The following is a 26,663-nucleotide window of genomic DNA, read 5'->3' on the forward strand; positions in this document are numbered from 1 at the left end:
CACCACATGTCGCCCGTCATAGCCAAAGGCCCAGGCATCACGGTGGCCGTAGCTGGTGCCGGTCTTGTAGGCGAGCCCATTGCGCGGCGCATTGGCGGGCGGGATCATGTCAGACAGGATGTCACCCACATACCAGCTGGCCACGGGGGACAGGACTTGAACCGGCTCGCTAGCACGGTCGCCCTGCCGGTAGTGCAGCGGCACGTATTCTCCGCCAGAGGCCAGCGCGCCATACATGCGCATCAGGTCCTCCATCGTCACGCCGACGCCGCCAAGCGCAACGGCCAAGCCCGGCTGACCGGCGGGCAGTTCCGGCTGCATCCCGGCCCGCCGCATGCGGTTCATCAGTTCTGCGGGGCCAAGCTCCTCCAGCAGCGACACCACGGGGATGTTGAGCGAGGCTTGCAGCGCGCGGCGGACTGACAGCTCCCCCCGGAAGACGCGGTCGAAATTCTGGGGTGCGTAACTGCCGAACCGGGTTGGGCGGTCCTCGATCAGGCTCTCGGGGTGGATCAGCCCGGCCTCGAAGGCCAAACCATAGATCAGCGGTTTCAGGGTAGAGCCGGGCGAACGCAACGCCTGCGTCATGTCCACGAAACCTTGCAGCGGGTTGTCGGAATACTCCGCGGACCCGACCGAGGCCAGAACCTCGCCCGTCTGGTGGTCCATCACCATGATCGCGGCATTCAGCCGGGTGCCCTGCCCGCGCACCGCCTCTCGCGCCAGCGCTTCCATCTGCGCCTGCAAGGTCGCGTCGATGGTCAGCCGGTGTTGCCCGGTGGGGTCTTCAGCCAGCATACGGTCCGACAGGTGTGGGGCCAGAAGAGGGAAGTCGCGGCGCTCGGTCGGCAAGGGTTCGGCCATGGCCGAGGTCGCCTCTTCCTCGGACAGCACGCCGAAGGTCACGGCGCGGGCCAGTACGCGGTCGCGGGCGATATGGGCGTTTTCCGGGTTGCGGTCGGGGCGGCGGCTGTTGGGGGCCTGGGGAATGGCGACCAGCAGGGCTGCCTCGGCGGTGGTCAACTGCCTTGGTTCCTGTCCGAACCAGGTGAAGGTCGCGGCGCGGATACCCTCGATATTCCCGCCATAGGGCACGAGATGCAGGTAGAGCGTCAGAATCTCCTGCTTGGTCAACTGCCGTTCCAGCGCCAGCGCCAGCCGCATCTGCCTGAGCTTGCCGCGCCAGGAACCTGTGCCGCTGTCTTCAAGAAGCCGCGCAACCTGCATGGTGATGGTGGATGCGCCCGAGACGATGCGCCCATTGGTAAGCGCCTGCCACCCGGCCCGCGCCATGGCCCGCCAATCGACACCGGAATGATCGTAAAACCGCCGGTCCTCGAAATTCAGCAGCAGCTCGATGAACTCGGGGTCCACCTCGGCCAGTGACACGGGCAATCGCCAACGCCCGTCCTCGACCGTATAGGCGCGCAGCAACACGCCGTCGCGGTCCAGCACCTCGACCGATGTGACTGGCACCAGCGGCGGAATGACCGTCGCATCGATCCACGCATCGAACCGGTCCCGCGCCAGCCCAACCGCCAGCAGCAGCGCCGCCAGCCAGAGGAAGGCCCTTGCCCTGATCACTCGGTGATCACCACATGGCCCGATGCCGTCTGAGCGCGGAAGGCGGGTCGGTACATGTCCTCGACCGAGGCCGCCGGGTGGTGGAAGCTGCCGGGCGTCACCGCGCGCACGATATAGGCCAGCCGCATCAGGTCACCGCGCCGGTGTGTGACGGCGGCAAGGAACCTCTCCTGCCGGAACTCCGTATGATCGGTGAAGTCGGTCACATCCAGATCGCTGAGCGTGCCGATATCGCCCGCGCGCAGCAGGTTGGGATTGTCGATCTCGAAGCCCGCAGGCAACGGGTCGTTCACCATCAGCCGCGCGGTGCGGTCGGTGAACCCGAGAACATGCAGCACCACGACCAGCCGTGTGCCGACATTGACCTCGGAGGGATCGGCAGGTACGCCATCGAGCGTCATGTAGCTGCGCGTGATGCGGTAGCCGTTGCCGCCCTCTTCCGTCGCGCCCTCTGCCTGACCGTAGCGGGTCAGCGTCAGGGTCTCCTCCCGGTCGCCGGTATTGGTGAGGGTTCGCGTGGTCGGATCGCCCGCTTCCAGCACTTCGATGAGGGGGCCATCCACGGCGGCACCATTCAACGTCAGCGACGACAACCCGTCCATGTCGATCAGCGCATCTGCGGCCAGCAGGCTCCACACCGCTTCCTGGGTAGAGACATTGGCACTGGGCGCGGGCAGGGCGGCAGCGAGCGCATCAAGCGGAATGGCCTGCGACCCGGCCCCGGCGGCCAGCGTCAGCAGCGCGGTGGCGTCGCGGCGGCGTGTGCCGAAATCGGCCCGCCAGCCGGTGGTTTCAGACGCAAGGCTTTGCGTCAGCAGCAGTTGATAGCCCTGCCGGAACATGGCATCGGCGCGTGGCTGATCCCCATACATCGCCAGCGCCGCGCCCAACTGGCCAAGCGCCAGCGGGGTGGCAAAGGCATCGGCCTTCACATCGGCATAGTAGCGCAGGTCACCAATCGCTGCCGCGCCCTCGCGGGCCAGAACCATCAGCGAATAGGCGATGGATTCGCCCCCTTCCTCGAAATCGGCGGCGGTGGCGACATGATTGCGCAACGCGTCCAGCGCCGATTGGAAGGCGAGGTCGGGCACCGCATAGCCCTCCGCCCGTGCGCGCGACAGGAAGTCGGTGACATAGGCATCAAGCCACGGATCGCCGGAATAGGCCCCCCAGAGGCCAAAGCCGCCATTGGCGGCCTGATTGACCAGCACCGCGTCAATGGCCTGCTGGATGCGGATCGACAGATCATCCGCATGGGCAAGGTCCAGCGCCTCGGCCACATCGGCCATGTAGAGCAGCGGCATCGCCTGGCTGGTGACCTGTTCGGTGCAGCCATAGGGGTAGCGGTCGAGCATCTGCAAAAGCCCCGGCGCGTCAAACCGGGCAAGGGGACCGGCGGAGAGCGTTGCCCGGCCAGTGCCGGGACGCAGGCCCGCCAGCACGGTTGCGTCAAAGTCGAGGCTGTCACCGGGGGCAAGCGTAAACCGAGAGGTCACGGCGGTGACCGGATCGTTCGATTGCACCACCAGCCGCAAGGTCCGCGACAGCCGCTGGCCGTCCGGCGTGATCAGGGTGACGTCCACCTGCTGTTCACCAAGCTCTTCCAACGCAAATAGCGGCACGCGCAGGCGTTCGGTCTCGCCTTCCTCCAACGTCACGGCGGAAAGGATGGAGCCGATGTTCAGCCCCGCAGAGGTCTCGATTTCAATGGGCATCAGCCCGGTAGGCCCTTCCGCATGGGTCACTTCCAGCAGCAGCCGCGCATTGTCGCCCGGTGCCATGAAGCGCGGCATGGAGGCGGTGACAACCACCGGGTCACGCACCAGAACATCGGCCTCGGCCTGTCCGATACCCGCCTCATTCCACGCAACCGCCATCACCCGAACGGTGCCGTTGAAGCTGGGAATGTCGAAACGGACACGCGCCAGCCCGTCCTCATCCACCGTGACGGGACCGGAATGGAAGGCAACCAGCGCCTCGGTCGGGGGTGGGGCCTGCATGCGGGCACCGGCACTGGCATCGCCCCCTTGCCGGATCGCGCCGGGGTCACCCCCTCCGGAAATCAGCCGCCCATAGAGGTCTCGGATACCAACGCCAAGACGCCGCTGACCGAAGAAATGCCCCATCGGGTCGGGCGACTGGAAGCCGGTCAGGTTCAGGATACCCAGATCGACCGCGGCGATGCTGGCGTAGATTGTGTCGCCCGGTTCGGCATTACCAACGCGCAGGACAACCTCCATCGGGCCACGGGGGGCGGAGGTGATCGGGGCTTCCATCACCACATCCAGCGCGCGGGGGCCGGGATTGACGGTGGCATGCACCAGCCCGAGCGAGCGGGCGGGCATCTGCGCGGGCAACCCCTCCAACGGGCGCAGGAGCGTCGCGGTCACGTAAGCGCCATTGCCCCATTCCTCTGTCACCGCCAGCGGGAACGTGTCGGGGTCATCGCCGATGGTCACAAGTTCCTGATGGATCAGCCGGTTCGACATGACCCGGATCAGGACCAGTCCGCCGGACCGGGGCACCACGCGCAACCGCGCCTCGTCGCCCACGTCATAGCTTTCAGCATCGAGCGAGACCTCCAGCAGATCGGGCGTACCCACGTCATCGCCCCCGCCATACCACCCGGCGCGGAAGCTGACGGAGCTGGCCGTATAGCGGCCCTCGGTACTTTCCACGCGAAGTTCATAGCGCCCCCAATCGGCGGGGGTGGAGATTGCCACCGGGTCAGTGCCAAGCACGGCCTCGCCATTGGCAATACGGGTACGGGTTGTCACCGGTTCCCAGTTCCAGCGCCCGTTCTGCGTGTACCATTGATAGCGCCGTTCGACCCGGTTCAGCGTCCAGCGCACCGGCTGCGCCTCGGCCCCGACGGCGATCAGGTGAAACTGGGCATCCGTGCCTTCGGGCAGGGTGCCGTCAAAGAGCGGGCGAATACCAATGAGCGTGCCCGAGGGGTCGAGGGGCCGTGTGATCTGTCGTTCCACCGGGCGACCGGAGCCTTCGGTGACGCGGGCGGTCACGCTCATCGTCCAGGGATGCGGCAGGCCGTCGAGCTCTGGCAAGGACAACTCGATCCGGGCCGCGCCGGTGGCATCTGTTCTTTGGCCATCCGGCAGGCTGTAGCGAATTCGGTCGGGGCGGTCGTCAAATCGGCCAAAGCGGTATCCGGGGAAGGCCTCCAGCGTTGCGACCGGGCGCAGGATCCACTCTCCCTCAATCGGCAATTCACCTGCGGGGGCCCCAAAGAGGTAGTCGGCCTGAAGGTCCAGCACAGCGGGCCGGTCGAGGGGTTGCGAGCCTTCGGGCAGGGACAGCTCCACGTCGATCCGTTCCGGCAGGAAATCCTCGACCAGCAGGGTTTGGCTGGCCAGGGGCTGCGCGTCGGGGTCTGCATGGACGGCCAGCCGCCAGGTGCCGCGCGGCACATTCGCGCCCAGGGGCATCTGCCAGACGAAGCCGCCCGCGCCGGTTTCCTCAAGCACTATGCGGCTGTATTCGACACCATCGGCGCGGGTCAGAATGGCCGTCAGCGGCAAGCCGGGCAGCGCGCGGGATTGCCCGTCGCGTGCCAAGGCGGTGGCGTGGATGGTTTCCCCCGCCCGATAAGCGCCGCGTTCGGTGGTCAGGAACAGGTCAATCGGCGGCGCGGCGGGGCGGCCCTCGACCCCACGGTCAGAGAGGTCGAACTCCGCTTCACGCAGCGACAGGAAGGCGAAATCGCCCTCCTGTTCCACGGTGATCATGGCGGGCGATGCCCCGGCGCGGCCTGCGGTCAGATCGGCGGGGAAATGCACCCGGCCCTGACGGTCGCTTTCCAGTTCGGCCAGCACCCGGTTCGACTCGGATACAAGACGCACGGTGGCCCCCTCGATGCCGGACGTATCGGCCAGAGACCGCACGATCACATTGACCCCATTGGTGCCGGAGACAGCGGAAAGCCCAAGGTCAGAGACGAAAAACCACTGCGTCGCCGGGGGCAGGTCGCGCCCTTCAGGGCCGTCGATCCGGGCCTCCAGCGCATAGAGACCGGGGGCAAGCGTGGCCAGAACCTCGCCCATGGGCAGGCTGGTCGTCACGTCCTCGTTCAGCCGGTTCGAGACCTCTCCGACACCTTCCCAGACGGTTTCGGCCAGTTCGGTGGAAAAGCGATTCACCTCCCACTGGTTCAGGGGCCGCCCGAAATAGTCGTCCTGCAGGCTGCGCACGATATTGCGGTCGGTCACGGAATAGAGCCGCAATGCCACCTCGTCGGTATTCACGGTCACAATGGGCAGCGCGCCGCCCGCAAGGCGTGGCAGCACATAGGCGCGCCCCGGGAACCGCAAGGTGGGGGAGCGGTCGCGCACGTAAAGGCGCAGGGTGGCCGGGCTGTGCAGGGTTTCACCCGAGGCGGCGGGCAGGCCAGCGCGCAGGGTGAACTCATAGCGCTGCCCATGCTGGACGCCCGAGATGCAGAACTGCCGGTTCTCGGCCTCGACCGACAGGCCGCTGACCGTGGTTTGCAGGAAATCCGCATGGGTGACACCGCCTGCGATATCTTCCGAGAAGATGGCGCAGATGCGCGGTTCGGCGGCGTCGTTTTCCACTCGGGTCGTGGTCACGCGGAAGCCGTAGAGCCCGATGGCGCGTTCAAGCTCTGCTTCCAGCGCCTCTGACGGGGCCTCAGCAATCGCAAGTCGCAGCGCGAAGATCATGCTGCGGCCCCGGCTGTTTTCTTCCAATGCGCGGGCCAGCAGGGCGGCGGCGTCAGACAGTTGTTGTCCGGGTGCGGCCCGCAAGATGGCATTGGTGGCCGCTGTCAGGGCGGTGCGATTGAGGTTGCGCTGTTCGGTCCGGCTGGGCACTTCGATCTCCAGCGCCAGACGCGCATATTCCATCCAATGGGCAGGGTCGTCTGTCACGGTGATGGCAGAGCCATAGAGCCGCATGGCCTGCTGGAACTCCCCCTCTTCCAGCCGCGCTTCGGCGGCGGCGAGAATACGCTCTGCCGTCCAGGTGCCGGCATAGTGGCGGCGGGGCAGCCCTTCGGCCTCGATACGCGCCCTGGACAGATCAGTCGCATTCAGGAAATCCAGTTGCTCCAGCCGGTCCTCCAGCCGCGCCAGAACTGCCGGATCGGTGTCGCGCACCGTGGCGGACATGGCCCCGTCATAGGATTCCATCGCAAGGACATCGGTCTTGGGAAAACAGCTGCCATTGCGTTCGTTGAAGGTGAAGGCGGCACAATCCGAATCTGCCAGACACGCCCGGATGCACCCGATCAGCGATGTGTCATAGATCGGTGTCAGGTCTGCACCGGGAAAATCCGTGTCCTGGGTGATTGCATAGAACCGCTCGGCCACGGGCCCGTCCTGGGCGGTGGCCACAAGGGGCAGCAAGGACATCAAACCAGCCACGATCAACGTGCGCATGGGCACCTCCGGTATCAAAAATCGTATCAATAAATAGCTTTGCCTCATGCTGCCACGACCAGCCCCCCGGAGTCCATGCCGCGACACCGGTCTTAAGCCGATGGAAAGGAAACCGGCGTCATTCTGCCGGTCGGAGAATGGATTCGGGTGAGACAGGGCATGGATGGCACCGGCTTCGATGATCGTTTGGCGCGCGAACGCCGGGCGCGGCTGGCGGCTGAACGGCTGCTGGTTCAGAAGCAGGAGGAACTGTTCGCCGCAAACCGCAAGCTGGCCCAACAGGCGGACCGTCTGTCGGATCAGGTGATCGAGCAGCGGGAGGAAAACGCCGAACTGGTCGGCGAAACAACCCGCGCGCGGGCCGATCTGGAAGTGGCGACAGAAAAGGCCGAACGCGCCGAACGGCGGCTGTGGGATTCTCTCGATATCATCGAGGACGGCTTTGCGATCTATGACCGATCCGGCCGGCTGGTTGCGGCCAACAGTGCTTTTCTCAATATCTTTGAGGGTATGGTCGAGGTTGGGCCGGGGGCCAGCTACGATTCCATCCTGCGGATTGCCGTGGACGAAGGGCTGGTCGATCTGGAAGGCGTGCATCCCGACGATTGGGTCGATGACATGACCGCCCGGTGGGAACAGGACCCGATCCCGCAGCGCACGGTCAAGCTGTGGAACGGTGGCTTCGTCAAGCTGGTGGACAAGCGCGCGCCCGATGGCGACATGGTCAGCCTGATGCTGAACATCACCGAAACGATCCGGCGGGAACGGGACCTGCGCGATGCCCGCGATCAGGCGGAGGCCGCGAACCGGGCCAAGTCGGCCTTCCTTGCCAATATGAGCCACGAGATCAGGACGCCGATGAATGGGGTCGTGGCCATGGCAGACCTGCTGCGGGAAACCGATCTGGACGAGGATCAGCGCCAATGCGCCGACACGATCCGCAATTCCGGCGAGGCATTGCTGGAGATCATCAACGATGTGCTCGATTTTTCAAAGATCGAGGCGGACAAGCTGGTGCTGCATGCCGAGGCCTTCGATCTGGAGGATCTGATCCGCGAGATCTTCCGCCTGCTGCGCCCGTCCATTCAGGGCCGAGATCTGCAATTGCTGCTGGATTACGATATCTTCCTGCCTCAATCGCTTGTGGGCGACCGGGGCCGGGTGCGGCAAGTGCTGACCAACCTGATCGGGAATGCCGTCAAGTTCACAGACCGGGGCCATGTGCTTGTGCGCGTCATGGGCGAACCGGTGGAAAACGGTCAGGTCACGCTGGTGATCGCGGTGGAAGATACCGGCATCGGCATCGCGGCCGACAAACAGGCGCATGTGTTCGGGGAATTCAACCAGGTCGAGGATCAGGCGAACCGCAAGTATGAAGGCACCGGGCTGGGGCTGGCGATCACCCACAAGCTGGTGCGCATGATGGGCGGCGATATCTGGATCGACTCGGAGCTTGGGCAGGGAGCAACCTTCGCGTTCCGACTGACCCTGCCTGTGGCGGACGGCGAAGTTCCCTGCCCGGTGCAGCCATTGCCCGCAGAGCTGACCAAGGTTGTGCTGGTCGGCCCGGAAAGTGGCGCGCGGCGGCTGGTGGAACGCCAGTTCCTGAAGCTCAAGGCGGATGTGCGGGCGGTGGACGAGGTGGCAGGCATCGGGGGCAGGCCGGACCTCGTGGTCCTGACGGAAGAGGTCGGGGAAGAGCCGCTGGAAACCCCTGCCTTCCCCGTCCTGCGATGCCTCTCGGATCGTCGGGCCAACCCCGCGGCCCCGATTCCCGAAATCACGCTGGAAGCCCCCTTGCGCGATTTCCGGCAAGCGTTGATGGAAAAGGTGGCGCTTGTCACGCGACCAGTGCCTCCGCAGGATGCCCCGCCTGCGGACGCTCCAGGAAAGCTGCGCCTGCTGGCGGCGGAGGATAACAAGACCAACCAGATGATCTTTCGCAAGATGATCAAGGCGCTCGATCTTGAGCTGGAGCTTGCGAATAATGGTCAGGAGGCATGGGAGGCCTACCGGGCGGAACGGCCCGACCTGCTGTTCACCGATATCTCCATGCCCGAGATGGACGGGCTGGAACTGACCCGCCGGATCCGTGCGGATGAGGAGGCGAAGGGCCTGCCGAGATTGCCGATTGTCGCGATGACTGCCCATGCGATGGAGGATCACGAAGCGGAGATCGTGGCGGCGGGGGTGGATCACTACCTGACAAAACCACTGAAGAAGGCCGAGATCATCAGTAGGCTGGAGGCATTGAAACCGGGGGGTGTATTGCCGCTGATGCAGGAATAGGCACCAACCGGTTTCGCCGCCTTCCGGCGTCGACCCGTGAGCGGCCCTCCTCAACCCCCGGCTTGCGCCGGAGGCCTCGTCATGCCGCGTTGCCACGGAAGCGTGGAAAGCGCGGTTCGCTGGCTGTGATGAAGGGCCAGGCAGAGAGGGCAGGACGCCTCCGGCGGAGGTATTTTTACCAAGATGAAAGAGCCGAGGGGGGATTGGCAGAACATGACCCGGGGTCTTTGACTATGGTTTCCAGTCGGAAAGCGACCCTGACAAGCGATATTCGCCGGTTACGATATCGCGGCGGTTACGGATCGGGCCGTTTGTATAGGTGAGGGCGGCTGGATGGCGTGCGTCCAGCACACCCAGGCCGCACAGAATGCGGGTGATGACCGCCTCCGATCCTCGGGTTGCCCCGTCCTCGATCTTCAGGGCGACGCCCATGCGCCGTTCCGGCACGATCGCGATGAACACTGCCTCGGCCCCGGTCTTGACCGATGCGCGGCCTGACATTGCGCGCATCAGCGCCGTGCAGGATCTTCCTTCGCCCGCCACCAGAACCGGATGGGCCGCCATGGCGCGGGTCAGCCGGTGCATGGCGCGGTCGCGCGCATCGCCTGCACCGGTTGCGGCGGCGAAATGGCCCATGGCGCGGGCCAGCCCGGTGACGGTGCAGGCAAAGTTGGGCGCGGAACAGCCGTCGATGCCATGGCCGGGGCTGGTTTCCCCGGTCACCTCCTCGAACGCGGATTTTACCGCCACCTGTACCGGGTGGTCGGGGTCCACATAGTCCGGCCCGGCCCCCAGATGTTTGGCCAAAGTCAGAAAGCCGGAATGCTTGCCGGAACAATTGTTGTGGATCTGGCAGGGCGAGCTGTCGGTCTTGATCAGGGCGCTCCGCGCGTCAGGGTCACCCGGCATCTGCGGCCCGCAGCGCAGGGCCTCTTCTGGGTCGATCCCCAGCCCGTCCAGCCACGCACGCACCATTTCCGTGTGGACCGCCGCCCCGTTATGGGACGCGCAGGACAGGGCCAGTTGCGCCTCTGACAAACCGAAAGCCTCGGCGGCGCCGCTTTCGATCAGGGGCAGCGCCTGGATCATCTTGCAGGACGACCGGGGCAGGATCACCGCATCGGGGTCGCCCCAGCTGGCCACGATGCCGCCTTCGGCGTCCCACACAACCGCATGACCGCGATGAACGCTTTCGCAGAACGGCCCGCGCCAGACCTCGACCAGTGTTTCCGCCTCAGCCATGCTGTTTTCCTCCTTCTGATCAGGGGTTCCGGCAATTTTCCGCTACCGGGGCTTTTCCCCTAAAGGATTTTCGGGTTAATCTCCGCTCGCAGTTAGAAGTGGGCGGGGTTTGAGCGCAAGACCTGAAAACAGGCCGAACCCCAAACCAGAGGCAGAGACGGCTGGAGGCTGGATCAAGATGAAGAACTGGGTTGCTGGATTGGTGATCGCACTGGCGTTTTCGGCGCCGTCGTTTGCCCAGGACACCGAGGAATCCGAGAACCGCGTCAACGCGGAAACGGATTGGAGCGTGTTCGTCGAGGATGACCCGACGCAATGCTGGGTCGTGTCCGCGCCGCGCGAAACGGTGAACACCCGCGATGGCCGTGTGGTGGCCGTGCGCCGGTCGGAGATCCTGCTGTTCGTCAGCTATTGGCCGTCTGAAAGCCGGATGGGTGAGGTTTCCTTTACCGGTGGCTATCCCTTTGCGGATGATTCCACGGTGACGATGGAGATCGGAAACTCGACCTTCGAACTGTTCACCGATGGTGAAATGGCCTGGGCCGCGTCCGAACAGGAAGATCAGCGGATCATCACCGCGATGAAGCGCGGGGCCGACGCGGTGCTGACCGCCCGCTCGGCGCGGGGCACGCAAACGGTCGATACCTTCTCTCTGTTGGGCTTCACCGCCGCGGTCGAGGATGCGGAAACCCGCTGCGGCGGCTGATTTCCAGTCAATTCCTGCCAAGACAAGGTTTGCCTTGAGGGACGGATGCTTATATGTGTCCGCATTCCCTTCTCGGAGCTTTGACATGTCCGCCAGCGCCCCCATCACGCAGGATGTCCTGACCATTCCGCGCAAACTGCCCGAAGGCCCGACCAATATCGTCGGCCTGACGCGGGACCAGCTGCGCGCAGCGCTGATCGCGGCGGGGACGCCGGAAAAGCAGGCCAAGATGCGGGTCAACCAGATCTGGCAATGGGTTTACCATTGGGGGGTGCGCAGCTTTGACGAGATGACGAACCTTGCCAAAGCCTACCGTGCACTTTTGGCCGAGCGGTTCGTGATCGAGGTACCAGAGGTCGTGACGCGCAATGTCTCTGCCGATGGCACCCGCAAATATCTGGTTCGGATCGCCGGCGGCCATGAGGTCGAGATCGTCTATATCCCCGAAACCGATCGCGGGACTCTGTGCATCTCGTCCCAGGTCGGCTGCACGCTGACCTGTTCCTTTTGCCACACGGGCACGCAGAAACTGGTGCGCAACCTGACAGCCGGTGAGATTGTCGGGCAGATCATGGTGGCGCGCGACGATCTGGGCGAATGGCCGGAACCGGGCGAAGGCACCGGTGAGAACGGCCCGCGCCTGCTGTCGAATATCGTGCTGATGGGCATGGGCGAGCCGCTGTATAATTTCGACAATGTCCGCGACGCGATGAAGATCGCGATGGATGGCGAGGGGATTTCCCTGTCACGCCGTCGGATCACCCTTTCGACCTCTGGCGTGGTGCCCGAGATTGCCAAGACCGCCGAGGAAATCGGGTGCATGCTGGCGGTGTCTTTCCACGCCACCACCGATGAGACCCGTGACAAGCTGGTGCCGATCAACAAGCGCTGGCCGATTGCCGACCTGCTGGATGCGCTGCGCGCCTATCCGAAATTGTCGAACTCTGAACGAATCACCTTTGAATATGTGATGCTTAAGGATGTGAACGACACGGATGAAGACGCCCGCAGGCTGGTGAAGCTGATCAAGGGCATCCCGGCCAAGATCAACCTGATCCCGTTCAACGAATGGCCCGGCGCACCCTATGAACGGTCGGACTGGGAGCGGATCGAGCGCTTTGCCGACATCATCTACAAGGCAGGTTACGCCAGCCCCATCCGCACCCCTCGGGGCGAGGATATCATGGCCGCCTGCGGTCAGCTGAAATCGGCCACCGAGCGTGCCCGCAAGAGCCGCGCCCAGATCGCCGCCGAGGCTGGATTGTCTGAATAATGCTTGGCTTTTTCAGAGTCTGAACATGAAAAAGGCGGCCCGCGAAGGCCGCCTTTCTCTATTCTAGAAGTCGATGACTTATTAGTCAGCGATTGCAGCTGCGATCAGGATGATGGCCAGCAGGGGAACCAGGACGCCGCCAGCGGAGGACGAGGTGTCTTCCACGATCACGACGGGTTCCAGAACGGGCTCAACGTAGCCGCCAGCAAAAGCGGAGGTGGCGGCAACGGACAGAGCGGCTGCGAGTGCGAGTTTTTTCATAGTATCCTCCAAGATACGCCCCAAAATTTTTCGCGCGGTATTACGCATAGCGGGGCACCCAAGACTGTACCTCGTAACTAGGTTTAAGCAGCAATGCCTTGGGATTGCAATGCCGGGAAATCGTCCCGAAGCCCAAGATCGCCGATTTGTGGTCAAATAAGCAACACTTGCGTGCCAACACGGGCCAGTTCGAACAGATCTGCGATATGTTCATTGTACAGGCCGATACATCCGTTCGAACTGCGCCGCCCGATCTTGCGCGTATCATGGGTGCCGTGAATCCGGTAATAGGTCCAGCTGAGATACAGCGCATGGGTGCCAAGCGGGTTGTCCGGGCCGGGGGCCACGTATTCCGGCCATTCCGGGTTGCGTTCGCGCATGGCGGGCGTCGGGCGCCAGTCCGGGCCTTCCACCTTGCGCACCACGCGGGTACGGCCGCGCCGCGTCAGATCCTCGGTTGCGGGAACAGACGTGGGATACAGGCGATAGACCGTCTCGGCCTCGTTCCAGTAATGCAGCGCGCGCGAGGTGATATCGACCAGAATCGCGCCGTTGTTCAGGTTGTCGAAATAGTCCTGCCATTCCAGCGTGCGAAAGCTGGAGATATTGTGCCGGACCGTCTGGCTGACATCGCGCTCCAGCTCGGTGCTGCCTTCATAGGTGCTGTCCTGCGCCAGCGCCGGGGTTGCCAGCGTCGCGGCCGCCGCGCCCAAGAAAAGGCGACGGTTCAGGTTGGGGTTTTTCGGGTCGCTCATTGTCCGACCTCCGTAGGGAACTGCCTCTGGCGCGTAAAATAGCGGCTCTGGCCCGCTGCGTCCATTGATGGGCGGATCACAATGCGCAGTTTTGCGCCTGTTGTGTTTGATCGGAGGGGGCCGGGGCGCTATTGATCTGGACAACCAAAGATGAACAGGCGCGAACCCACCCATGCTGAGACGCACTTTTCTGATGACGACGGCCCTTGGCTCGCTTTCGGCCTGCATGGGCACCACCAGCCCCCGGCTTGGGGCGGACGGGCGCCCGTTGCCGACGGTCTATCGAATCAACCCGCGAGACGAGGCCGAAATCCAGTTTCGGGTACTGGACAGCGTCAACGCCCTGCGCCGCGCGGCAGGTGCCCCTGATCTGGCGCTGAACGCGGAACTGAACGCCGCCGCTGCCACCCATTCGCGGGATATGAGCCTGCAAAACCGGCCCTGGCATTTCGGATCGGACGGGTCGTCACCCATCGACCGGGCACAGCGCGCGGGCTATCAGGGCCGGCTTCTGGGCGAAAACATCTCGGAAACCTACGAATCAGAGCTGGAAACCGTCGCTGCCTGGATGCAGCAGCCCGACACCCGCGACGTGATCACCGACCCCGATGCGCGTGATCTGGGCTTTGCCTTCTATCAGGAAGAGGCGGGCAAGATCTGGTGGACCATGGTCACCGGCGATGGCGGCACGACCGGTCAGGGCCTGCCCGCGAATCGCAGCAGCTAAACGGCATTTACGGATAGATGTCGATGGGCGTGCCCAACCGCACCATCGAATAGACCTCACGCATCTCTCGATTGGAAATGGCGATACAACCGGCGGTCCAGTCATCGCCCCGGCGGAACGGGTTCGGCGTGCCGTGGATGAAGATATCGCCGCCGGGGCTTTCCCCAAGCGCCTCTGCCTCGGCGATATCCTCTTCGTTGGGGTAGGAAATACCGATGGACAGGTAGAACTCGCTGTTCGGATTGCGCCGGTCGATGATGTAGCTGCCTTCGGGTGTGCGCCCGTCGCCTTCGACCTGCTTGTCGCCTTCGGGGGCAAAGCCAAGCTCCATCTCATATTCGCGCAGCACCTCGTCATGATGCATCAGGATCAGCTGCCGGGCACTTTTGTTGACGATGATCCGCGTCACTTCCGGCCCGGTATAGGTCGGGAACCGGCTGCACCCGCTCAGGGCGAGGATCGCCAATACAAAAACTGTCAGAACTGCGCGCATTGCCTGCCTCGAACCTGATTTGCGGCACCCTAGCAGATACCGAACGCGCCCGGAATCAGCCTTTCGCCTGCTCGGCGGCAAAGAGCGCATCGAGCCCCGCCCTATAGGTCGGATAGCGCAGCTTCACCTTGAGCTCTCGCTTCATCAGGCTGTTATCGACGCGCTTCGATTCCGCATAGAAACTGCGGGCCATGGGCGTCAGCTCGGCTTCCTCAAAAGGCACGGCGGGGGGCAGATCGACCCCAAGCAATTCCGCCGCATAGGTCAGCACGTCCTGCGGTGGTGCGGGGTCGTCGTCGCAGATGTTGTAGATCGCTCCGGGACGCGGGCGTTTCATCGAGGCCATCAGCGCCTGCGCGATATCCTCCACATGGATGCGGCTGAACACCTGCCCCTCCTTGATGATCCGCCGCGCCGTGCCGTTCCTGACCTTGGCGAACGGCCCACGCCCCGGCCCGTAGATGCCCGGCAGGCGGAAGATATGCAGCGGCAGGCCCTTCAGCCGGTAAAGCTCGTTCCATTCCATCTCGGTCTGCACCCGTGCGCGCCCTCGCTTTGTGGCCGGGGTCAGCGGTGCGGTTTCATCGACCCATCCGCCCTGATGGTCACCGTAGACGCCCGTGGTGGACAGGTATCCGACCCATTGAAAGCTGCTCGCCAAGTCCTCGAATACCGGGCGCAGGTGCTTCAGAACCGGGTCCGCCCCGTCCTCCGGCCCTGCGGTGATCAGCACATGGGTCGCCTTTTCCAGATCGGGGCGCATGTCGGTGCCGGGGAAAACACGCGGATAGATCGAGGTTTTTCCCAGAATCTCCGCCTTCTGCGGGGATCGCGTGGTGCCAATGACGCTGCCCGCCTGAAACGGGCGCATTTCCCGCACCAGCGTAGCCGCCGAATAGCCCATGCCGAAAATCACCAGTTTCATCGCAACCTCTCCACCGCCCACCGGGCCGCATCGGCAACCGTTGGGTCTTCATCTTCCGTAAGGGCCTGTGCTGCCGCCCTCAGCCCCGCGTCGCCACTATTCCCAATCGCATAGAGCACATTGCGCACGAACCGCCCGCGCCCGATCCGCTTGATCGGCGACCCGCTGAACATGGCGCGAAAGGCGGAGTCATCAAGCCCCGCAAGATCGGCCAGCTTCGGGCTTTGCAGCTCGGCCCGCCCGGCATAGCGCATCTCGGTCGCGGCCACGGCGAACTTGTTCCACGGACACACGGCAAGACAATCGTCACAGCCATAAATGCGGTTGCCCATCAGCGGGCGCAACTCCGGGTCCACCGGCCCGTGATGCTCGATCGTCAGGTAGGAAATGCAGCGCCTTGCATCGAGCTGAAAGGGTGCAGGGAAGGCTCCGGTCGGACAGATATCCAGACAGGCGGTGCAATTGCCGCAATGGTCGCGCTCGGGCGCATCCGGTTCCAGTTCCACAGTCGTAAATATCGAGCCAAGGAAAAACCAGTTCCCCAGATCGCGCGCCAGCAGGTTCGTATGCTTGCCCTGCCAGCCAAGCCCCGATGCCTGACCAAGCGGCTTTTCCATGACTGGCGCGGTATCGACAAAGACCTTGATCGCCTCGCCCGGTGCCTGATCCAGCAGCCAGCGGCCCACCCGTTTCAGCCGTTTCTTGACCAGATCATGATAATCGCGGTTTTGCGCATAGACGCTGATCGTGGCGCAATCGCGCCGCTCCAACGCCTCCAGCGGATCGGCCTCGGGCGTATAGGATTCGGCCAGCATGATGACCGACCGCGCCTCGGGCCACAGTTGGGCAGGGTTCCCGCGCCAGTGCATCCGCTCGGCCATCCAGCCCATCTGGCCATGTCGCCCGGAATCCACGAACGCAGCCAAGCGCCCGGCGGCCTGCGGGATCGCGTCGGGCCGACACACACGCATTTTCGCAAAGCCCTCTTCCAGGGCCTTCGCCTCCAGCGCCGGTTTCAGCCCGGTCAAAAGTCCAGATTCGCGTAGTGGGGCGGCTGGATGAAGCCGGGGATCTGATCGGCCAGGATCGAGCGGAAGGCGGGCCGAGACTTGATCTTGGCGTACCAGTCCTTCACCACCGCTGACCGGTTCCAATCCACGTCCGAGATATAGTCAAGGCAGGACAGATGCGCCGCGGCGGTGAAATCGGCCAGCGTCAGGCTATCGCCCGCCAGCCAGCGGCGATGGTCCAGCAGCCATGTCATGTAATCGAGATGAAACTTGATCTTCTGCGCCCCGGTCTTGACCGCCTTGCCGTCGGGATAGCCCCCGCGCATTACCTTCTTGTTCACCCGTTCATAGACAAGGTTCGCCGTCACCTCGTGGTGGAACTTGTCATCGAACCAGAAGCACAGCCGCCGCACCTCGGCCCGCGCCGCCGGATCGCGGGGCATCAGGGCGGGCTCGGGGTGGGTTTCCTCGATATACTCACAGATCGCCTGGCTTTCGGTCAGCAGCATCCCGTCCATCTTCAGGATCGGCACCTTGGCCGCCGGGTTGCGGCGCAGAAACTCGCCCGAGGGTTCCCAGTAGCGCTCGTCAATCAACTCCACGTCGATCTTCTTCTCGGCCAGAACCAGCCGGACCTTGCGGCAGAAGGGGGAGAGGGCGAAGTGGTAGAGGCGGGTCATGATCTGCTCTTTTTTGGCTTATCCCCTCTCTTTGCCTTGGGGCGAGGCCAATTTCAACGCGCAAAACAGGCGTCACGGCCATCCGCGCGTATCGTTGCCGCCCCATCCGCGATCCGGGCTGCCCGTTCGCGCAGAGCCGCCGTGGGGGAGGAGGCCGACCGTTCGCGCGGGTTCGGCAGAACGGCGGCCAGCCGCGCGGCCTGCGTCGGGTTCAGATCGGCGGCGGAGATGCCGAAATAATGCTGCGCGGCGGCCTCGGCCCCAAAGATGCCCTCGTCGAACTCGACGATGTTCAGGTAAACCTCCAGCACCCGGCGCTTTGTCCAGATCAGCTCCATCACCGGGGTCATAACCCCTTCCAGCGCCTTGCGCGCCCAGGACCGGCCCTGCCACAGGAAGGCGTTCTTCACCACCTGCTGGCTGATCGTGGACCCGCCGCGCGACATGCCCTCGGCAATCGCGGCGCGGATGGCATCCATGTCAAACCCCGCATGCAGGCAGAAATTCGCGTCCTCGGCGGCCACCACGGCCCGCGCCAGATGCGGCGAGATTTCCTCCATCGGTCGCCAAACCTGCACCACCTCGCCCAGCCGCGCCCGTTCGCTCAGCATATAGGGCGTGGTGGGCGGCGCCACGACGGCATAAAGCGCGATCCACGCCGTCGCCAGAACGGCAACCAGCAGTGCCCCCCGAAACAGCCAGCGCAGCAAGAACCGCAGCAGCGGTCGCCGTTTCGCCTTGCGTGGTGTTCGGGTCAATCGCGTCTCCTGCCTTCTTCTTGGTCCAAATACTCCCGCCGGAGGCGTCCGCACCATCCGCCAGCGCTCCGACAAAAGCCCGGCGCGGTCAGACCTTGTCCAGCACCTCGTGCACCCGTTCCGGAGGACGGCAGATTGCCGCCTGATCCCCCACCACGACAATGGGCCGTTCCACAAGGACCGGATGGGTGATCATAGCGGCCATAATCGTGGCGTCATCTGCCTTTGCCAGCCCAAGCTCCGGCGCCGGGTCCTGTTTCAGGCGCAGCGCGTCGCGTGGCGCGATACCGGCCTTGGTAAACAGGTCGCTCAGAACCGCCTCGGTCCAGCCGGTTTTCAGGTATTCCACAATCTCGGGCTCCACCCCGGCGGCGCGGATCAGCTCCAGCGTCTGGCGCGACTTGCTACACCTGGGGTTGTGGTAGATCGTGACATGCATCTTCGGCCTCCGGTTCGGTCCTGCGCACCGTAGGCCGGAAGCAACCGGTTGAAAACCTGTCATGAAAATGTGGCTTGAAGCCGGAAAAAACCGGTGCCAGATTGGAGCATGGAAAAACAATCTTCATTCAAATCATGGGCCGACTCTGCGGCCCGACTCGTGGCCATCGCGGCCGGGCGTGAACCAGCCGATCTGGTTCTGCGCAATCTCAAGCTCGTCAATGTCCAAAGCCGAGAGGTTCTGGACGGCTGGCAGGTGGCGGTGGCTGACGGCCGTTTCGCCTATGTCGGACCGGATGCCAGCCATTGCATCGGCGCGGGCACCGAGGTGGTCGATGGTGGCGGGCGTTACCTGATTCCCGGCCTTTGCGACGGGCATATGCATATCGAATCGGGCATGCTGACGCCCGCGGAATTCGCCCGCGCGGTCATCCCCCACGGCACCACCACAATGTTCACCGATCCCCATGAGATCGCCAATGTGATGGGGCTGGAAGGTGTGCGGCTGATGCATGACGAGGCGCTGATGCAGCCCGTCAACATCTACACCCAGATGCCCTCCTGCGCGCCGTCCGCGCCGGGGCTGGAAACGACGGGCTATGAAATCGGGCCAGAGGATGTTGCCGAGGCGATGACATGGCCCGGCATCATCGGGCTGGGCGAGATGATGAATTTCCCCGGCGTGATCAATGGCGACCCGCAGATGCTGGCGGAAATGGCTGCCACGATGAACGCAGGAAAAACCGTGGGCGGCCACTATGCCAGCCCCGACCGTGGCCCCGCTTTCCACGCCTACGCGGCGGGCGGGCCTGCGGACGACCACGAAGGCACCCGCGAAAGCGACGCGATTGATCGGGTGCGGCAGGGAATGAGGTCGATGCTGCGGCTCGGGTCCGCCTGGTATGACGTGGAAAGCCAGATCACGGCGGTGACGGAAAAGGGCCTCGACCCGCGCAACTTCATCCTCTGTACGGATGATTGCCATTCCGGCACGCTGGTCCATGACGGGCACATGAACCGCGTCTTGCGCCACGCCATCGACTGCGGCTGCGATCCGCTGGTGGCGATCCAGATGTGCACCGTGAACACCGCCACCCATTTCGGGCTGGAACGGGAGCTTGGCTCCATCGCACCGGGCCGCCGCGCCGACATGATCCTGACAAGCGATCTGAAAACCCTGCCGATCGAAGTCGTTTACGGGCGCGGCGTGAAGCTGGCCGAAAACGGTAGCATCCTCGTCGACTGCCCGCATCTCGACTGGCCCGCCAAGGCCCGCAACACCGTGCATCTGGGCAAGGACCTGACCGCGCAGGATTTCGAGATCGAGGCCCCCAAGGGCGCCAATTCCGCCCATGTCAAAGTGATCGGCGTCGTCGAAAACCAGGCCCCGACCGAGGCGCTGACTGCCGAATTGCCGGTCGTTGACGGGTTGGTCGAGGGCGAAGGCGATGTCTGTCAGATCGCCCTTGTCGAACGGCATCAGGCCACTGGCGGCGTGGTCAATGCCTTCGTGTCCGGCTTTGGCTACAAAGGCCCCATGGCCATGGCCTCGACCGTGGCCCATGACAGCCACCACATCATCGTGGTGGGTACCGACCGCGAGAACATGGCCAAGGCCGCGATGCGGCTGGCCGAGGTTGGCGGCGGTGTCACCGTCTTCAAGGACGGGGAAGAAATCGCCCTGGTTGAACTGCCCATTGCCGGGCTGATGAGCGACGATCTCGCCTCTCGCGTGGCCGACAAGGCGCAGGGCATCGTTGCGGCCATGGCCGAGTGCGGATGTACGCTCAACAACGCCTATATGCAGCATTCTCTTCTGGCGCTTGTGGTCATTCCCAGCCTCAGAATCTCCGATCTCGGGTTGGTGGACGTGACCACGTTCGAACTGACCTCTCTTTTCGTGGAGGGCGACCAATGACCCCCGTTTCCCAACAGCTTCCCCTTGAAACCCCGCAAGAGGCCGAACCGCGCTATTTCTCCGATCCGGGCGAGGCGGTGGACTATCTGCAAAAGCTCTATGCGGATGCGACAAGCTTCCTTCAGGCCCGGTTTTCCGAAGTGGTCGAGTCCGGCATGCCCGACCGCCGCTACCGCGCCTTCTATCCCGAGATCAGGATCACAACGACCAGCTATGGCCATGTCGACAGCCGCCTGTCCTTTGGGCACGTCGCTGAACCCGGCACCTATGCCACCACGGTCACGCGGCCCGACCTGTTCCAGCACTACCTGACCCAGCAGATCAAACTGCTGATCGACAATCACGGCGTTCCGGTCTGCATCTGCGCCTCTCAAACGCCGATCCCGGTGCATTTCGCGGTGCTGAACGACGCCGATATCCAGATCCCCCATGACGGGGCCATGTCTTTCCCGCTGCGCGATGTGTTCGACGTGCCCGATCTGGGCACCACCAATGACGACATCGTCAACGGCTACGGCTTCAAGAACGAGGACGGCTCTGGCGCGCTGGCGCCCTTTACCGCGCAGCGGGTGGATTACTCTCTGGCGCGACTGTCGCATTACACCGCCACAGGGCCGGAGCATTTTCAGAACCACGTTCTGTTCACCAACTACCAGTTCTATGTCGAGGAATTCGTGGCCTATGGCCGCCAGATGCTGGCGGATGCAGACAGCGGCTACACCGCGCTTGTGGGTCCGGGAAATGACGTGATCACCTCGCCCGACCAGCAGCTGAACACACCCGCGAAGCTGCCGCAGATGCCGACCTATCACCTGAAACGCAAGGGCGGCGGTGGCATCACGCTGGTCAATATCGGGGTGGGGCCATCAAACGCCAAGACCGCGACCGACCATATCGCCGTTCTGCGCCCGCATGTCTGGCTGATGGTGGGGCACTGTGCGGGTCTGCGGAACTCCCAAAGCCTTGGGGATTTCGTGCTCGCCCATGCCTATCTGCGCGAAGATCACGTGTTGGACGATGACCTGCCGGTCTGGGTGCCGATCCCGGCACTGGCCGAGGTTCAGATCGCGCTGGAAGGCGCGGTGGCGGATGTGGCCGAAGTGTCGGGGTTCGAGCTGAAGAAGATCATGCGCACCGGCACCGTCGCCACCATCGACAACCGCAATTGGGAACTGCGCGACCAGTCCGGCCCGGTGCAGCGCCTCAGCCAGTCCCGCGCCATCGCGCTCGATATGGAAAGCGCCACAATTGCCGCCAACGGCTTCCGCTTCCGGGTGCCCTATGGAACGCTTCTGTGTGTCTCGGATAAGCCCCTGCATGGAGAGTTGAAGCTGCCCGGCATGGCCAGCGCCTTCTACAAAACGCAGGTCTCGCGGCATCTTCTGATCGGAATCCGGGCCATGGAAACCCTGCGGGAAATGCCGCTGGAACGGCTCCACAGCCGGAAATTGCGCAGTTTCGAGGAGACGGCCTTCCTGTGACGCCGGGGAATTTGCCCCAAAATGCTTGTTTTTTGAGGAAATGGCACACTAGTCATTGTGTGCCCCTACAATATTCGGGTAGCTTTCCCGCAACGAGCCCCATGGGTTCGGGCAGTTAAGGAGAACAGAACATGGCACAAAAGCCCATGACCAAGACCCAGCTTGTTGCAGCCCTTGCCGAAGAGATGGGCAGCGACAAGAAAGCTGCTTCCGCAGCACTCGACGCGGTGACCGCCGTCGTGTCCAAAGAAGTCGCCGCTGGCGGCGCCGTGACCCTTCCCGGTATCGGCAAAGTGTATTGCCGCGAACGCCCCGAGCGTATGGTGCGCAACCCTGCCACGGGTGAGCAGATCAAGAAAGAGGCCGACAAGGTGGTCAAGGTGACCATCGCGAAGGCTCTGAAGGACAGCGTCAACGGCTAATCGCCGGACCGTTCCAACAGAATTGGGCCGCCTGTTCGGGCGGCCCTTTTTCGTTTCAGGCGGTCGCCTCCATCAGTTCCGCGTCATAGGCCAATGCCGCCTGCATGGCCGGGCGATTGGCGCAGCGCGCAACCCAACCCTGAATGTCCGGATTGTCGGGCATCAGTTGCGGCAGGGTGCTGAACGTGGACGCGATGATCAGGTCGGCAATCGTGAAATCATCGCCCATCAGATAGCTGTTTCCCTTCAGCGCGTCAGCCAGCAGTTGCGTGGCCTCGGGCATATCGCGGAACGTGGTGGTCAGCACCGGGTGCTCCAGCTCGCACAGGGTCAGCACGATCACCGGTTCCAGAACGCCGCTATACCATGACAGCCAGCTCAGGAACGGGCCGCGATCCGCTGCGCCGACGGGGCGGGCCAGCCCGGCCTCTGGGGCCAGCTCTGACAGGTACAGCGCGATGGCCACCGATTCCCGGATCACCGCGCCGTCATGCACCAGCAGCGGCACCTTGCCTTCTGGGTGCGGGTTCTTCGGGTCACGCCCGCCGCTGCCATCCGCGCGGGAAACGGTCACCGGTTCAATCTGAACCCGGTCCTGAAGACCAAGGTCATGGATCAGCGCAACGATCCGCGTCGAGCGGCTGAAAGGGGCGTGGTAGAGCGTCAGCAAGGAAGAGATCCTTTGTCTTGAGTTGTTGAATGTCCCGTATATGCTCCCCCCATCCTGTCAGTTTCCGTCAGGAGCGTCATGCCCCGCACCGACCGCCTGTTTCGTCTGCTGCACCTGTTGCGCAGCCTGCCCCCGCCCGTCACTGCCGCGCGGCTGGCCGAGGAAACCGGCGTGTCCGAACGCACGCTCTACCGCGATATCGACAGCCTGCGCGCGGCAGGCGCGCTGATCGACGGCGAGGCCGGCTATGGCTATCGCCTCACCGAAGACCCCGCCGTGCCGCCGCAGATGTTCGACCGGCACGAGGTCGAGGCGCTGGTTCTGGGCCTGTCCGAGGTGCGCGCGACGGGTGACACCGCCCTGGCGGACGCCGCCGACCGGGCGCTTGCCAAGATCACCGCCCGCCTGCCGGAGCGCGTGGCGCAGCAAGCAGCCCACGCGGTCAGCATGGTCTATCGTTTTCGCCCCTCCACCCGCGCGTCGGAATTTCTGGAACCGCTGCGTCAGGCGTCGTGGGCCGAGCGTGCGGTTGACATCACCTATGTCGATCGGCTTGGGAAACGAACGCACCGCCGTATCTGGCCCCTTTCCATCATCTTCCTCGAACAGCGCCAGTTCGTCCTTGCATGGTGTTGCCTGCGTCAGGGCTTTCGCAAGTTCGACCCCGAACAGATCGAAAGCCTGACAGACACAGACGACTCTTTCCGCCCGCACCGGGTGCGCCTGCTGCGTGACTATGTCGACCAGCTGCGGAATGGGGGCTGACCTTTCCCGCGCCGCGGGATAAGGCAGTTAACAGGGCAAGAAACGGAGACACGGCATGGATCTGCGCGCAATCGGCATGGGGCTGGCTTTCGCCCTGATCTGGTCTTCGGCCTTCTCCTCGGCGCGTATCATCGTGGCCGCCGCCCCGCCACTGACGGCGCTGGCGATCCGCTTTGCCATCTCCGGTGCAATCGGCGTGCTGATCGCCCGCGCGTTGGGTCAGAACTGGCAACTCAATCGCGCCCAGTGGCGCTCGGTCATCATCTTCGGCATCTGCCAGAACGCGCTCTATCTTGGCCTCAATTTCGTGGCGATGCAGTGGATCGAGGCCTCGCTGGCCGCCATCATCGCCTCGTCCATGCCGCTGATCGTGGCCGCTGCCAACTGGGCCATCTTCCGCGAAAAACTGCCTGTCATGGGTGTGCTTGGCCTCATGGCGGGCTTCGGTGGCGTCGCGCTGATCATGGCACAGCGGCTGACCGGTGGGGTCGATCCGCTTGGAGTTGCGCTCTGCATCGTCGGTGCCATCGCACTGGCCGTCGCCACGCTGACCGTGACCGGCGCATCCTCTGGCAAGAGCAGCGGGGCCAGCGTGCTGATGATCGTGGGCCTGCAGATGCTGGTGGGCGGCGCGGCGCTGGTGCCCTTTGCACTGGCGATGGAAAGCTGGGTGGTGGACTGGTCCTGGCAGCTGATCGTTGCCTTCATCTACACCTGTTTCGCCCCCGGCCTGCTGGCCACCTGGATCTGGTTCCTGCTGGTGCAACGCATCGGGGCCACGCGCGGCGCGACCTTCCATTTCCTCAACCCGTTCTTCGGGGTGGCCATCGCGGCAGTAGTCCTGGGCGAGCGCCTGGGTTGGGCCGATATCCTCGGCGTCACGATCATCGCGGCGGGCATTCTGGCAGTGCAACTGGCCCGCGCCGCCCGCTGACGTCACTGTGATGCCCGCTCACGCAGGCGTCAGATGACATTACAGCGCGTCCGCGCCAGAACAGGCGCATGTTGGAACTTGTCTTTGCCTATGGCGCGGGTCTTCTGACCCTGATCAACCCTTGCGTTCTGCCGGTGCTGCCCATTGTGCTGGCGGGCTCGTTGCAGGCCAGCCGGTTCGGCCCGCTGGCGCTGGCGGGGGGGATGAGCCTGTCTTTCGTGGCGCTCGGCCTGACTGTCGCATTGGCCGGAAGAGCCGTTGGCATTGATGAACAAGCCATAGGGCAGGCGGGCGCGGTTCTGATGATCGCCTTTGGCCTCGTCCTGCTGATCCCGCGCTTTTCCGCCGCCTTCGCCACCGCAACGGCGGGCGTGTCATCGGGTGCGGACAGCCAGATGTCCAGTTTGAATGGCCGCGACGGCTGGCAGGGGCAAGCGATTGGCGGTGCGCTGCTTGGCGCTGTCTGGTCGCCTTGTGTCGGCCCTACCCTTGGTGGCGCCATCGCGCTGGCCAGTGCTGGTGAACAAATTGGCCGCGCTGCAGCGATCATGGTGTTCTTTGCCCTTGGCGTGTCCACCATCATCCTCGCCCTCGGCTATGGCGCGCGGTCCTTCTTCCAGCGCCGCCGGGCGCTGATGCAGGCCATCGCCGAACGATCCCACCCGCTGCTTGGCGGCATCTTCATCCTCGTCGGCACCGCGATCCTGCTGCGCTGGCACCACGCAATCGAAATCTGGCTGCTCGATGTCCTGCCCTATTGGCTGCAGGATCTCTCGGTGGCCCTGTAAGGGAGAAACCTGATGAACCGACGCGAGCTATTGATCATGTCCGGGGCTACGCTGTTATTGGCGGGCCGTGCCGGGGCCAGCAATATCGACTATACGCCCGGCCTTGTGCAGCAGCGCCTTGCCGCCGGCGAAACGCTGTTCGTCGATTTCTTCGCCCCATGGTGCGGGACCTGCCGCACCCAGGAACGCCATGTCGAGGCGATCCGCGCCGAGAACCCCGCCTATGACGCGGCAATGAGCTTCATTCGCGTGGATTGGGATACCTATGGGCGAGGCGAACTGGCCCAAAGCCTCGATATCCCGCGCCGGTCGACCCTGGTCGTGCTACGCGGCGACGCCGAACTGGGCCGCATCGTCGCCGGAACCAGCCGCTCGGCGATTCAGTCGCTGATGGATCTGGGGCTAAGCTGATCCGTCTCAGACGTCAGAGGGGTCGTTGGTCGATGTCACGGCGACATTGTCCACGGCCCAGCTTTCGTCATAGACACCCTGATTCAGGGTAGACCCGAAGCCGACACTCATCGACGGGCCGGGGTCGGTCACTTCCACCCGGACGGTAAAGCTCTGGTCGGACCAACTGGAACTATAGCCGATATGCCCACGGTCGCCGGACGGCTCTACCGTGACGTTGTAATTGCCATCCGAGGTTGTCCAGCTGCCCGTCACCCCGTCCGACTGCCAATTGAAATTGTGGGAACTGATCGGGTTGCCGTCCACGAACATGATGAATTCTTCATTGTCCCAGCTGTCGATGGCATGCAGGTCAAACTCGATCACCGCAGCATCATAGCCCGACATCAGGTCATAGGTCCGGGTCACGATCTCGGCCCCGCCGCTGCCGCCATAGGGGCCCAGAAGCCCGCCATAGGCCGCGTCCGAGCCATCGGTCACGCCGCCGAACCAGAACCCTGCACCGTTCTCGAAATCGTCGAAATAGCTCTGCCGCGCAAAGCTGGAATTCACGATCTGCCCACGCAGGGTCGCGTCGATGTCACCAGCCAGGTTCTCGATGCCCGTGGACGTGGAGTTCAGCACCGCAATGCCGACGCCCACGACGCCCGCGCTCAGCACCACGTAATCCGTGGTCACCGCACCCGATTCCGATCTGAAAAACTCCTTCAGCATACGCT

The 26,663-nt window shown here is 63.9% G+C and carries 24 protein-coding genes; 11 read left to right on the plus strand and 13 right to left on the minus strand.

Translation table 11 applies throughout. From position 1 onward, the window contains the following. A partial coding sequence (pbpC, locus tag RBB16_RS14990) for a penicillin-binding protein 1C (RefSeq protein ID WP_306046932.1) occupies window positions 1-1,584 on the minus strand: 1,584 nt, incomplete at its 3' end. Beyond that, a complete protein-coding gene (locus tag RBB16_RS14995) occupies window positions 1,581-6,998 on the minus strand; it encodes an alpha-2-macroglobulin family protein (protein WP_306046933.1) in 5,418 nt (1,805 codons plus the stop codon). The genes pbpC and RBB16_RS14995, both read right to left, overlap by 4 nt. A 159-nt stretch (window positions 6,999-7,157) precedes the next feature. Here RBB16_RS14995 and RBB16_RS15000 point away from each other — a divergent pair, with 159 nt between their 5' ends. Continuing rightward, window positions 7,158-9,287, plus strand: coding sequence for an ATP-binding protein (locus tag RBB16_RS15000; protein WP_306046934.1), 2,130 nt, complete (start codon window positions 7,158-7,160; stop codon window positions 9,285-9,287). A 231-nt stretch (window positions 9,288-9,518) separates the two neighbouring features. Here the strand turns inward: RBB16_RS15000 and RBB16_RS15005 are convergent, their stop codons facing one another. Next, on the minus strand, window positions 9,519-10,529 hold the full coding sequence (locus RBB16_RS15005; protein WP_306046935.1) for an asparaginase: 1,011 nt from the start codon (window positions 10,527-10,529) through the stop codon (window positions 9,519-9,521). 178 nt (window positions 10,530-10,707) lie between these two features. Here RBB16_RS15005 and RBB16_RS15010 point away from each other — a divergent pair, with 178 nt between their 5' ends. Further along, window positions 10,708-11,235: an invasion associated locus B family protein gene (locus tag RBB16_RS15010; protein WP_306046936.1), complete on the plus strand. Its 528-nt coding sequence runs from the start codon at window positions 10,708-10,710 to the stop codon at window positions 11,233-11,235. 85 nt (window positions 11,236-11,320) lie between these two features. Beyond that, complete coding sequence (rlmN, locus tag RBB16_RS15015) at window positions 11,321-12,508, plus strand: 23S rRNA (adenine(2503)-C(2))-methyltransferase RlmN (protein WP_306046937.1); 1,188 nt, start codon at window positions 11,321-11,323, stop codon at window positions 12,506-12,508. An 81-nt stretch (window positions 12,509-12,589) separates the two neighbouring features. On the opposite strand, the gene RBB16_RS15020 is transcribed toward rlmN, so the two are convergent. After that, window positions 12,590-12,769 carry a hypothetical protein gene (locus RBB16_RS15020; protein WP_071691191.1) on the minus strand — a complete coding sequence of 60 codons (180 nt, stop codon included), beginning with the start codon at window positions 12,767-12,769 and terminating at the stop codon, window positions 12,590-12,592. 152 nt (window positions 12,770-12,921) lie between these two features. Further along, on the minus strand, window positions 12,922-13,524 hold the full coding sequence (locus RBB16_RS15025) for a L,D-transpeptidase (protein WP_306046938.1): 603 nt from the start codon (window positions 13,522-13,524) through the stop codon (window positions 12,922-12,924). Window positions 13,525-13,696: 172 nt separating this feature from the next. On the opposite strand from RBB16_RS15025, the gene RBB16_RS15030 reads away from it, so the two are divergent. After that, window positions 13,697-14,251 carry a CAP domain-containing protein gene (locus tag RBB16_RS15030; protein ID WP_306046939.1) on the plus strand — a complete coding sequence of 185 codons (555 nt, stop codon included), beginning with the start codon at window positions 13,697-13,699 and terminating at the stop codon, window positions 14,249-14,251. Window positions 14,252-14,258: 7 nt separating this feature from the next. Here the strand turns inward: RBB16_RS15030 and RBB16_RS15035 are convergent, their stop codons facing one another. The 6 genes from RBB16_RS15035 to arsC all read right to left on the minus strand — a co-directional run bounded on the left by RBB16_RS15035 (window position 14,259) and on the right by arsC (window position 18,556). Then, complete coding sequence (locus RBB16_RS15035) at window positions 14,259-14,744, minus strand: murein L,D-transpeptidase family protein (RefSeq protein ID WP_306046940.1); 486 nt, start codon at window positions 14,742-14,744, stop codon at window positions 14,259-14,261. Between the two features lie 55 nt (window positions 14,745-14,799). Continuing rightward, window positions 14,800-15,669 (minus strand): SDR family oxidoreductase, encoded by an 870-nt coding sequence (locus RBB16_RS15040; RefSeq protein WP_306046941.1) that lies wholly within the window; start codon window positions 15,667-15,669, stop codon window positions 14,800-14,802. Then, window positions 15,666-16,697: a tRNA epoxyqueuosine(34) reductase QueG gene (queG, locus tag RBB16_RS15045; RefSeq protein WP_306046942.1), complete on the minus strand. Its 1,032-nt coding sequence runs from the start codon at window positions 16,695-16,697 to the stop codon at window positions 15,666-15,668. Before queG ends, RBB16_RS15040 begins: the two co-directional genes overlap by 4 nt. Beyond that, on the minus strand, window positions 16,694-17,359 hold the full coding sequence (locus RBB16_RS15050; RefSeq protein WP_306046943.1) for a glutathione S-transferase family protein: 666 nt from the start codon (window positions 17,357-17,359) through the stop codon (window positions 16,694-16,696). Before RBB16_RS15050 ends, queG begins: the two co-directional genes overlap by 4 nt. A gap of 53 nt (window positions 17,360-17,412) precedes the next feature. Then, on the minus strand, window positions 17,413-18,117 hold the full coding sequence (gene mtgA, locus RBB16_RS15055) for a monofunctional biosynthetic peptidoglycan transglycosylase (protein WP_306046944.1): 705 nt from the start codon (window positions 18,115-18,117) through the stop codon (window positions 17,413-17,415). Window positions 18,118-18,205: 88 nt separating this feature from the next. Continuing rightward, the gene (gene arsC, locus RBB16_RS15060; RefSeq protein WP_306046945.1) at window positions 18,206-18,556 is read right to left on the minus strand and encodes an arsenate reductase (glutaredoxin); all 351 of its coding nucleotides are present in this window, start codon (window positions 18,554-18,556) and stop codon (window positions 18,206-18,208) included. A gap of 108 nt (window positions 18,557-18,664) precedes the next feature. Between arsC and ade the strand changes: the two genes are divergently transcribed. From ade to RBB16_RS15075, 3 genes are all read left to right on the plus strand, one after another. Next, window positions 18,665-20,473: an adenine deaminase gene (ade, locus tag RBB16_RS15065; protein ID WP_306046946.1), complete on the plus strand. Its 1,809-nt coding sequence runs from the start codon at window positions 18,665-18,667 to the stop codon at window positions 20,471-20,473. Further along, on the plus strand, window positions 20,470-21,954 hold the full coding sequence (locus tag RBB16_RS15070; protein WP_306046947.1) for an AMP nucleosidase: 1,485 nt from the start codon (window positions 20,470-20,472) through the stop codon (window positions 21,952-21,954). Before ade ends, RBB16_RS15070 begins: the two co-directional genes overlap by 4 nt. A 131-nt stretch (window positions 21,955-22,085) precedes the next feature. Then, on the plus strand, window positions 22,086-22,376 hold the full coding sequence (locus RBB16_RS15075) for an HU family DNA-binding protein (RefSeq protein WP_071691181.1): 291 nt from the start codon (window positions 22,086-22,088) through the stop codon (window positions 22,374-22,376). Window positions 22,377-22,431: 55 nt separating this feature from the next. On the opposite strand, the gene RBB16_RS15080 is transcribed toward RBB16_RS15075, so the two are convergent. Then, the gene (locus RBB16_RS15080; RefSeq protein WP_306046948.1) at window positions 22,432-23,046 is read right to left on the minus strand and encodes a glutathione S-transferase family protein; all 615 of its coding nucleotides are present in this window, start codon (window positions 23,044-23,046) and stop codon (window positions 22,432-22,434) included. 78 nt (window positions 23,047-23,124) lie between these two features. On the opposite strand from RBB16_RS15080, the gene RBB16_RS15085 reads away from it, so the two are divergent. The 4 genes from RBB16_RS15085 (at window position 23,125) to RBB16_RS15100 (ending at window position 25,944) form a co-directional block, all read left to right on the plus strand. After that, window positions 23,125-23,811: a YafY family protein gene (locus RBB16_RS15085; RefSeq protein WP_306046949.1), complete on the plus strand. Its 687-nt coding sequence runs from the start codon at window positions 23,125-23,127 to the stop codon at window positions 23,809-23,811. A 55-nt stretch (window positions 23,812-23,866) separates the two neighbouring features. After that, window positions 23,867-24,745: a DMT family transporter gene (locus tag RBB16_RS15090; protein WP_306046950.1), complete on the plus strand. Its 879-nt coding sequence runs from the start codon at window positions 23,867-23,869 to the stop codon at window positions 24,743-24,745. 68 nt (window positions 24,746-24,813) lie between these two features. Further along, on the plus strand, window positions 24,814-25,533 hold the full coding sequence (locus tag RBB16_RS15095) for a cytochrome c biogenesis CcdA family protein (protein ID WP_371931253.1): 720 nt from the start codon (window positions 24,814-24,816) through the stop codon (window positions 25,531-25,533). A gap of 12 nt (window positions 25,534-25,545) precedes the next feature. Continuing rightward, the gene (locus RBB16_RS15100) at window positions 25,546-25,944 is read left to right on the plus strand and encodes a thioredoxin family protein (RefSeq protein WP_306046951.1); all 399 of its coding nucleotides are present in this window, start codon (window positions 25,546-25,548) and stop codon (window positions 25,942-25,944) included. 6 nt (window positions 25,945-25,950) lie between these two features. Here the strand turns inward: RBB16_RS15100 and RBB16_RS15105 are convergent, their stop codons facing one another. Further along, window positions 25,951-26,658 carry a hypothetical protein gene (locus RBB16_RS15105; protein WP_306046952.1) on the minus strand — a complete coding sequence of 236 codons (708 nt, stop codon included), beginning with the start codon at window positions 26,656-26,658 and terminating at the stop codon, window positions 25,951-25,953. Window positions 26,659-26,663: the final 5 nt, after the last annotated feature.

Origin of the sequence: Nioella sp. MMSF_3534 (assembly GCF_030732985.1) — a bacterium.
Lineage (GTDB): Bacteria > Pseudomonadota > Alphaproteobacteria > Rhodobacterales > Rhodobacteraceae > Nioella.

Bases quoted from the DNA above. Each gene is read 5' to 3' on its own strand.
- RBB16_RS14995 (WP_306046933.1), bottom strand. From the start codon at position 6,998: ATGCGCACGTTGATCGTGGCTGGTTTGATGTCCTTGCTGCCCCTTGTG.
- RBB16_RS15000 (WP_306046934.1), top strand. From the start codon at position 7,158: ATGGATGGCACCGGCTTCGATGATCGTTTGGCGCGCGAACGCCGGGCG.
- RBB16_RS15005 (WP_306046935.1), bottom strand. From the start codon at position 10,529: ATGGCTGAGGCGGAAACACTGGTCGAGGTCTGGCGCGGGCCGTTCTGC.
- RBB16_RS15010 (WP_306046936.1), top strand. From the start codon at position 10,708: ATGAAGAACTGGGTTGCTGGATTGGTGATCGCACTGGCGTTTTCGGCG.
- rlmN (WP_306046937.1), top strand. From the start codon at position 11,321: ATGTCCGCCAGCGCCCCCATCACGCAGGATGTCCTGACCATTCCGCGC.
- RBB16_RS15020 (WP_071691191.1), bottom strand. From the start codon at position 12,769: ATGAAAAAACTCGCACTCGCAGCCGCTCTGTCCGTTGCCGCCACCTCC.
- RBB16_RS15025 (WP_306046938.1), bottom strand. From the start codon at position 13,524: ATGAGCGACCCGAAAAACCCCAACCTGAACCGTCGCCTTTTCTTGGGC.
- RBB16_RS15030 (WP_306046939.1), top strand. From the start codon at position 13,697: ATGCTGAGACGCACTTTTCTGATGACGACGGCCCTTGGCTCGCTTTCG.
- RBB16_RS15035 (WP_306046940.1), bottom strand. From the start codon at position 14,744: ATGCGCGCAGTTCTGACAGTTTTTGTATTGGCGATCCTCGCCCTGAGC.
- RBB16_RS15040 (WP_306046941.1), bottom strand. From the start codon at position 15,669: ATGAAACTGGTGATTTTCGGCATGGGCTATTCGGCGGCTACGCTGGTG.
- RBB16_RS15050 (WP_306046943.1), bottom strand. From the start codon at position 17,359: ATGACCCGCCTCTACCACTTCGCCCTCTCCCCCTTCTGCCGCAAGGTC.
- arsC (WP_306046945.1), bottom strand. From the start codon at position 18,556: ATGCATGTCACGATCTACCACAACCCCAGGTGTAGCAAGTCGCGCCAG.
- ade (WP_306046946.1), top strand. From the start codon at position 18,665: ATGGAAAAACAATCTTCATTCAAATCATGGGCCGACTCTGCGGCCCGA.
- RBB16_RS15070 (WP_306046947.1), top strand. From the start codon at position 20,470: ATGACCCCCGTTTCCCAACAGCTTCCCCTTGAAACCCCGCAAGAGGCC.
- RBB16_RS15075 (WP_071691181.1), top strand. From the start codon at position 22,086: ATGGCACAAAAGCCCATGACCAAGACCCAGCTTGTTGCAGCCCTTGCC.
- RBB16_RS15085 (WP_306046949.1), top strand. From the start codon at position 23,125: ATGCCCCGCACCGACCGCCTGTTTCGTCTGCTGCACCTGTTGCGCAGC.
- RBB16_RS15090 (WP_306046950.1), top strand. From the start codon at position 23,867: ATGGATCTGCGCGCAATCGGCATGGGGCTGGCTTTCGCCCTGATCTGG.
- RBB16_RS15095 (WP_371931253.1), top strand. From the start codon at position 24,814: ATGTTGGAACTTGTCTTTGCCTATGGCGCGGGTCTTCTGACCCTGATC.
- RBB16_RS15100 (WP_306046951.1), top strand. From the start codon at position 25,546: ATGAACCGACGCGAGCTATTGATCATGTCCGGGGCTACGCTGTTATTG.
- RBB16_RS15105 (WP_306046952.1), bottom strand. From the start codon at position 26,658: ATGCTGAAGGAGTTTTTCAGATCGGAATCGGGTGCGGTGACCACGGAT.